4 protein-coding genes and 1 pseudogene are annotated in these 7,406 nt (G+C 73.5%); 4 read left to right on the top strand and 1 reads right to left on the bottom strand.

Annotation, left to right across the window (positions count from 1 at the left end):
• The 3 genes from DZG00_RS10145 to leuA all read left to right on the top strand — a co-directional run.
• On the top strand, positions 1-1,255 hold a 1,255-nt coding region (locus tag DZG00_RS10145; protein ID WP_119455589.1), incomplete at its 5' end, for an alpha/beta hydrolase.
• Positions 1,252-3,810, top strand: a complete 2,559-nt coding sequence (locus DZG00_RS10150) for an MprF family protein (RefSeq protein ID WP_119382096.1) — start codon at positions 1,252-1,254, stop codon at positions 3,808-3,810. The genes DZG00_RS10145 and DZG00_RS10150, both read left to right, overlap by 4 nt.
• Positions 3,811-3,944: 134 nt before the next feature.
• Entirely contained in the window at positions 3,945-5,711 is a 1,767-nt protein-coding gene (gene leuA, locus DZG00_RS10155) for a 2-isopropylmalate synthase (RefSeq protein ID WP_119382097.1), read from the top strand.
• A 51-nt stretch (positions 5,712-5,762) separates the two neighbouring features.
• Here the strand turns inward: leuA and DZG00_RS10160 are convergent, their stop codons facing one another.
• Positions 5,763-6,440: a trimeric intracellular cation channel family protein gene (locus DZG00_RS10160; RefSeq protein WP_119382098.1), complete on the bottom strand. Its 678-nt coding sequence runs from the start codon at positions 6,438-6,440 to the stop codon at positions 5,763-5,765.
• Positions 6,441-6,555: 115 nt separating this feature from the next.
• Here DZG00_RS10160 and recO point away from each other — a divergent pair.
• A pseudogene (recO, locus tag DZG00_RS10165) lies at positions 6,556-7,269 on the top strand (DNA repair protein RecO); the annotation flags it as partial.
• Positions 7,270-7,406: the final 137 nt, after the last annotated feature.

Raw genomic sequence — 7,406 nt, forward strand, 5'->3', positions numbered from 1 at the left:
GGATCCGCGGCGCGCCGTCGCCGAGACCGCCCTCGCCGCGGGGCTCGGGGCGCTCGCGGGCCTCGCCCTCGCGTTCGTGCTCGGCGACGTACTCGACCTGTTCGGCGTGGTGCTGTCCACCGGCACGCGCGGGTGGACGGCCGTCGGCGGCATGGGCCTGGGGCTCGCCGCCGTCGCGCTCGCCCGGGGCGGTCGCAGCCTCACGGGCGTCGGGGGGACGCAGCCTCCGCCGCGTCGACTGCGCGTCCTGCACACGGCCCTCGGCGTGCTCGTCGTCCCGCTCGTCGTCCTCGCGACCGCCCTCGGCATCAACGCCGACCTGCAGGAGTACCCGAACGTCGCCGCCGCCTTCGGCCTCACCCGCGTGCTGCCGCTCGACCTCACCGACCTGCCGTCGCCCGACGGCGCATCTCCGGCGTCGGCGGGCCCCCTCGAGGACAGCTGGCAGCCGACCGGGGCCCTCCCGGCGCGCGGGCGCCTCGGCACGACCACCATCCCCGCCACGCAGTCGGGGTTCGCCGCCCGCGAGGCCGTGGTGTACCTGCCGCCCGCCGCGCTGGTCGCCGACGCGCCCGCCCTGCCCGTGGTCATCGCCATGTCCGGGCAGCCGGGATCGCCCGTCGACATGTTCGCCTCCGGCCGGCTCGACCGGATCATGGACCAGTACGCGGGCGCGCACCGCGGCCTCGCGCCGATCGTCGTCGTGCCCGATCAGCTCGGCGCCCCTGAGGACAACCCGATGTGCGTGGACTCGCCACTCGGGCAGTCGGCCACCTACCTCACGGTGGACGTCCCCGCGTGGATCCGCGCGAACCTCCGGGTCCTGCCCGATCGGACCGCCTGGTCCGTGCTCGGCTTCTCCCAGGGCGGCACGTGCGCGGCGCAGCTGGGCGCCGGCCACCCGGACATCTTCGGCTCGCTCGTGGACGTCGCCGGCGAGATGGCGCCGACCATCGGCGCCGACACGGTGCAGGACGGGTTCGGCGGGTCGCAGGCGCAGTACGCGGCCGCCTTCCCGGCGGCGATCATGGAGGCCAGGAGCCCCTACGCGGACATGGCCGGGTTCTTCTGCGCCGGCGAGGACGACCAGCAGTACCGACCCCAGGTGGAGCAGGTGGAGGCCGCCGCGCGCGCCTCGGGCATGGCGACCCGCCTGAGCGCGTCACCGGGCACGGCGCACGACTGGGGCACCGTGCAGTGGTGCGTGCAGGATGCGCTGCCGTCGCTCGGCCAGCGTCTGGGGCTCGCGCGATGACCGGCGGACCTCGCCCCTTCACCGCCTCGAGCGCCGCGCGCTCCCTGGTCGGGAGGCTCCTCGCCCAGCGCGTCACGCTCGGCATCGCCCTCGTGATCCTGGTGCTGGCGGTGCTGCCCGCCGTCTCGGACGTCTGGCGCCGCGTCGTCCACCACGAGCTGGCGACGGGCTACGAGGCGGTCGTGGAGCGCGGCCACTGGTGGACCACCGCGACCGCCGCCTTCCTCACCGACGGCCCCGTGGAGCTCGTCGTCTCGCTCGTCGCCGTGCTCGTCCTCGTCGGGGTCGCCGAGCGGCTCATGGGCTGGTGGCGCACGCTCCTCGGCTTCGTGCTCACCGGCACCGTCGGGTCGCTCCTCGGCATCGCCGTGCAGGCGCAGGGGCTCGTGGACGGCGAGCTGTGGTCGCACGGCGTCCGGGGCATCGCGACGGCGGATCCGCTCACCGCGGTCGCGGGCGTGCTCGCGCTGTCGAGCGCGTGGGCGGGAGTGCTGTGGCGTCGGCGGATCCGCGTCGTGCTCGTCGTGGTGGTGCTCGTCTTCCTGCTCTACTCGGGCCAGCCGAGCGACCTCTACCGGCTCCTCGCGATCCTGGTCGGCGGCGTCGTCGGCGCGCTGCTGCACCGGCCGGCCGGTGGCGCGATCTGGCAGCGCAGCTCCCACCACGAGGTGCGCGTCATGCTCGCGGCCGTCGTCGCGATCCTCGGCACGGGTCCCGTCATCGCCCTGCTGTCCCGCAGCCGCTACGGCCCGCTCGCCCCCATCGCGCTGCTGTTCGTCGACGACCGGGTGCCGGGCGACGCGATCTCCACCCGCTGCCTGTCGAGCGACTTCACGCACGACTGCCTGCAGGAGATCATGCTGGCGCGCATCGGGGGCGGCGTCGGCCCGATCCTCCTCTCGGTGGCGCCGCTGCTCGCGCTGCTCGTCGCCGCGTACGGCCTGGCGCGGGGGCGCCGCTTCGCGGTGTGGCTGGCCGTCAGCGTCAACCTGCTCATCGCCGTGCTCTCGGCCTACGCGTTCGGGATGCTCGTGCACCGCGACATGGTCTCGCCGCGCCTGTCCGCGTCGCCGTCCGCGCACCCGGAGGCGGTCGCGGCGCTCGTGGCGTCGGTCGCCCTGCCGCTCGGGAGCGCGATCGTGCTCGTGCTCCTGCGGCGGCACTTCACGATCCTGTCCACGGCACCCGCCATCCGGCGCTTCCTCGTCACCACGGGCGTCGCCCTCGCCGGCCTCATGGCCCTGTTCGTGGCGACGGGGCTCGCGCTCTCCGATGCCTTCACGCGTCCGGTGGACCTCAACGACCTGCTCGCGGAGGCGCCGGACCGCTTCATCCCGGCGTCGTTCCTGCGGGGCGAGTCCCTCGACTTCCTGCCGACGGACCCGATCACCGACATCGTCTACCGCGGCGTCGGCCCCGTGTTCTGGATCATCCTGGTGATCGCGAGCCTGCGGGCCATCGCCGACGTCCGGATCGCCGCAGTGCCCCGCGCGCAGGCGCGCGTCGCGCCGGCCCTCCGCCGCGGCGCCATCGGCTCGCTCTCGCACATGGCCACGTGGCCCGGCAACTCCTACTGGATCGCCGCCGACGGGCAGACGGTCGTCGCCTACCGCGTCGTGGGCAGCGTGGCCATCACCACCGCAGCTCCCCTCGGGCCGCCGGCGGACGAGGGGGCGCTGCGCGACGTCCTCGGCCAGTTCGCGCGCTTCGCCGACGACAACGGCTGGACGCCCGTCTTCTACAGCGTCCCCGCGTCGATGGCGCCGCTGTTCCGCGACATGGGCTGGGAGACGCTCGTCGTCGCCGAGGAGACCGTCGTGCTGCCCGGCACCTGGCAGACCACGGGCAAGAAGTGGCAGGACGTGCGCACGTCCATCAACCGCGCCGACCGCGCCGGGATCCGCGCCGAGTGGACCACCTGGGCCGAGCTGCCCCTCGCCTGGGCCAGCCAGATCGAGCAGATGTCCGAGGAGTGGGTGGCCGAGAAGGAGCTGCCCGAGATGGGCTTCACGCTCGGCGGCGTGGAGGAGCTGCGGGATCCCGCCGTGCGGCTCATGCTCGCGATCGACGCCGAGGACCACGTGCAGGCGGCGACGAGCTGGCTGCCGACCTGGCGCGACGGCGAGGTCATCGGCTGGACGCTGGACTTCATGCGCCGCCGGCCGGACGGGATCAACGGCGTGATGGAGTTCCTCATCGCCCGCTCGGCCATGCGGATGAAGGAGGACGGCATCGAGTTCATGAGCCTGTCCGCCGCGCCGCTCGCCCAGACCCGGGCCGCGTCCCCGAAGGGCGAGCAGGCGGACGACGGCGCCGAGCGGCAGGAGAGCGCGGTCGAGCGGATCCTCGAGTTCCTCGCCGACTCGCTCGAGCCCGTGTACGGCTTCCGCTCGCTGCTGGAGTTCAAGCGCAAGTTCCAGCCGGAGCTGGTGCCGCTGATCATGGCGTACCCGGACGCCACCGCCCTGCCGACCGTGGGCCTCGCCCTGACGCGCGCGTACCTGCCGTCGACCTCGGTGCGCGACCTGACCCGCGTCCTCCGCTCGGCGCGCTGAGGCGCCTGACCCGGTGTACCGTTGTCGCATGCAGTCCGGCCGCCTCCTCCTTAGTCGCCGCGGCGAGGCCTGATCCGGCCCTCCTCGTCGCGGAGTCCCGTCACGGCTGACCCGAATGAGACGAGGAGACGACCATGAAGAGCACGCAGACCCCCAGCGGGATGCCGATCCACAAGTACCGCCCGTTCCACGAGCAGATCCAGGTGGACCTGCCGGACCGCACCTGGCCCACCCGCCGGATCACCGAGGCGCCGCGCTGGTGCGCGGTCGACCTCCGCGACGGCAACCAGGCGCTGATCGACCCGATGAGCCCCGAGCGCAAGCGGATCATGTTCGACCTGCTCGTGCGCATGGGCTACAAGGAGATCGAGGTCGGCTTCCCGTCGGCCAGCCAGACCGACTTCGACTTCGTGCGCAGCCTCATCGAGGAGGGCGCGATCCCGGACGACGTCACGATCCAGGTCCTCACGCAGGCGCGCGAGCACCTCATCGCCCGCACCTACGAGTCGCTCCGCGGCGCGAAGCAGGCCATCGTGCACCTCTACAACTCCACGAGCGTGCTGCAGCGCGAGGTCGTGTTCCGCACCGACAGGCAGGGCATCATCGACATCGCGCTCGAGGGCGCGCGCCTCTGCAAGCGGTACGAGGAGACGATCCCCGAGGTCGACGTGTACTACGAGTACTCACCCGAGAGCTACACGGGCACCGAGCTCGAGTTCGCGGCCGAGATCTGCAACCGCGTCGTCGAGGTCCTCGACCCGAGCCCCGAGCGCAAGGTCATCATCAACCTGCCCGCGACCGTGGAGATGGCGACCCCGAACGTGTACGCCGACTCCATCGAGTGGATGTGCCGCCACCTCGACCGCCGCGACGAGATCCTCGTCTCGCTGCACCCGCACAACGACCGCGGCACGGCCGTGGCCGCCGCCGAGCTCGGCTACCTGGCCGGGGCCGACCGCATCGAGGGCTGCCTGTTCGGCAACGGCGAGCGGACCGGCAACGTCGACCTCGTCGCGCTCGGGATCAACCTGTTCACGCAGGGCATCGACCCCCAGATCGACTTCAGCGACCTCGACGGGATCAAGCGCACCGCCGAGCACTGCAACCAGCTGGCCGTGCCCGAGCGCAGCCCCTGGGCGGGCGACCTCGTCTACACGGCGTTCAGCGGATCGCACCAGGACGCCATCAAGAAGGGCTTCGAGGCGATGGCCGCCGACGCCGCCGCGCAGGGCGTGACGGTCGACGACATCCCGTGGGCCGTGCCGTACCTGCCGGTCGACCCGCAGGACCTCGGCCGCTCCTACGAGGCCGTGATCCGCGTCAACTCGCAGTCCGGCAAGGGCGGCGTCGCGTACCTGCTCAAGGCCGACCACTCGCTCGACCTGCCGCGCCGCCTGCAGATCGAGTTCTCCGGCGTCGTGCAGGCGAAGACCGACGCCGAGGGCGGCGAGGTCACGAGCGCGCAGATCTGGTCGATCTTCCAGGACGAGTACCTGCCCGCTCCGCTCGACCGCGCCGAGGACAAGTGGGGCCGCTTCGAGCTCACCTCCACGCGCACGTCCAGCGACATGGGCGGATCCGTGTCCCTCGAGGTCGAGCTCCGCGACGGAGACGAGACGCGCGAGGCGCGGGCGACCGGCAACGGCCCGATCGCGGCGTTCCTGCAGGTGCTCGCCGACCAGGGCGTCGACGTGCGCCTGCTCGACTACGTGGAGCACGCCCTCAGCGCGAGCGGCGACGCGCTGGCCGCCTCCTACGTGGAGCTCGAGGTCGAGGGCGTGCGCCTGTGGGGCGTCGGCATCGACGAGGACAGCTCGACGGCGTCGCTCGAGGCGATCGTCTCGGGCGTGAACCGCGCGATCCGCCGCACCGTGCGCGCGCCGGAGCTGGCCGCGGTCTGATCCGCTCCGCGTGATCGCGACGGCCGGGCGGCGACGCCCGGCCGTCGTGCGTCAGCGGCGGGGACGCGGGCGGCGCAGCGCCGTGAACCGCAGGCGGCTGAGCGCGCGCTGCTCCGGCAGGCTCCAGCCGAAGCGCACGGCGAGGAGCCGGGTGGTCGCCGTGACGGCGACGCACACGATGGCCGCGACCCACATGGGGACCCCGAACGCCGCGAGCACGACGACGATGACCGCGCCGACCCCCGCGGCGACCGCGTAGAGCGAGCCCACGTGCATCATCGCGATGGGCAGGTTGAGGAGCAGGTCGCGGACGAAGGAGCCGCCCACCGCGGAGACCACGCCGATGAAGACGGCGGGCACCCCCGGCACCCCGGCCGCCAGCGCCTTCGACGTGCCGATGGCGCAGAAGAGGCCGATGGTGAGCGCGTCGAGGGCGGTGATGACGACGTCGAGGCGGGTGAAGATCCGCTCGAGCAGCATGCCGCCGAGGGCCGCCGCGACGGCGATCAGCATGAGCCAGTTGCTGGAGAGCGCCGCGGGCGTGACGTCGAGGAACACGTCGCGGAGGAGGCCGCCGCCGAGGCCCGTGGCCGTGCCGATGATGGCGACGCCCAGCAGGTCGAGCCGCCGGTCGCGGAAGCCCGCCGCGAACATGGCGCCCTGCAGGCTGCCGATGCTCACGGCCAGGAGGTCCGCCCAGAGCGGGATGGTGAGGGGGACGGGATCCATGGCCTCCCCTTGATAGCACAGGGGCGGCGGCGCACCCGGCCCCGTGACGCGGGGCGGCCGGTCGACGGCCCGCGCGGCGGAGGGGGAGCGGTCGCGCGGGGCGGATAATCGAGGGGTGCCCCTCTACCGTGACGAGATCGTCGTCCTGCGCACCCACAAGCTGGGCGAGGCGGACCGGATCGTCACGATGCTCTCGCGGCAGCACGGCAAGATCCGCGCGGTCGCCAAGGGCGTGCGCCGGACGCAGTCGAAGTTCGGCGCCCGGCTCGAGCCGTTCATGGTCGCCGACGCCCAGTTCTTCGAGGGCCGGACCCTCGACATCATCACGCAGGCCGAGTCCATCGCCTCGTACGGCGCCCTCATCGCGGCCGACTACGGCAGCTACACCGCCGCCAGCGCCATGGTCGAGACCGCCGACCGCGTGACCGAGGACGAGGGCTCGCTCCAGCAGTACCTGCTGCTCGTCGGCGCGCTCCGCTCGCTCAGCCGCCGCGAGCACGGCGCGAGCCTCACGCTCGACTCGTACCTGCTGCGGAGCCTGTCGATGGCGGGCTGGGCGCCGAGCTTCCAGGACTGCGCCGTCACGGGCGCGCCCGGACCGCACTCGGCGTTCGTCGTGCAGCTCGGCGGGGTGGTCGCCGACGCGGCCGCGCCGCCCGGGTCCCCGCGGCTCGACCCCGACACGCTCGCGCTCCTCTCGGCCCTCCTCACGGGCGACTGGCCGCACGCCGAGGCGGCGACGCTCCGCTCGCAGGCGCGCGCGAGCGGCGTCGTCGCGGCGTACGCGCAGTGGCACCTCGACCGGGGGATCCGCTCGCTCGGCCTCGTCGACCGCAGCGACGCCCGCCAGCTCCTGCCGCCCACCGAGCAGCCCGTGCCGCTCGACGCGCCGGAGGTCGATCCCGCTGCCCCGGATCCCGCCGCGGCCCTCGCCGCAGCGACCGCGTCGGTCGTGCGGTCCACCCC

Origin of the sequence: Clavibacter lycopersici (genome assembly GCF_003576405.1) — a bacterium.
GTDB lineage: Bacteria > Actinomycetota > Actinomycetes > Actinomycetales > Microbacteriaceae > Clavibacter > Clavibacter lycopersici.

What these genes read in the sequence shown, in the direction of transcription:
- DZG00_RS10150 (WP_119382096.1), top strand. Translation starts at nt 1,252, where the DNA reads ATGACCGGCGGACCTCGCCCCTTCACCGCCTCGAGCGCCGCGCGCTCC.
- DZG00_RS10160 (WP_119382098.1), bottom strand. Translation starts at nt 6,440, where the DNA reads ATGGATCCCGTCCCCCTCACCATCCCGCTCTGGGCGGACCTCCTGGCC.
- leuA (WP_119382097.1), top strand. Translation starts at nt 3,945, where the DNA reads ATGAAGAGCACGCAGACCCCCAGCGGGATGCCGATCCACAAGTACCGC.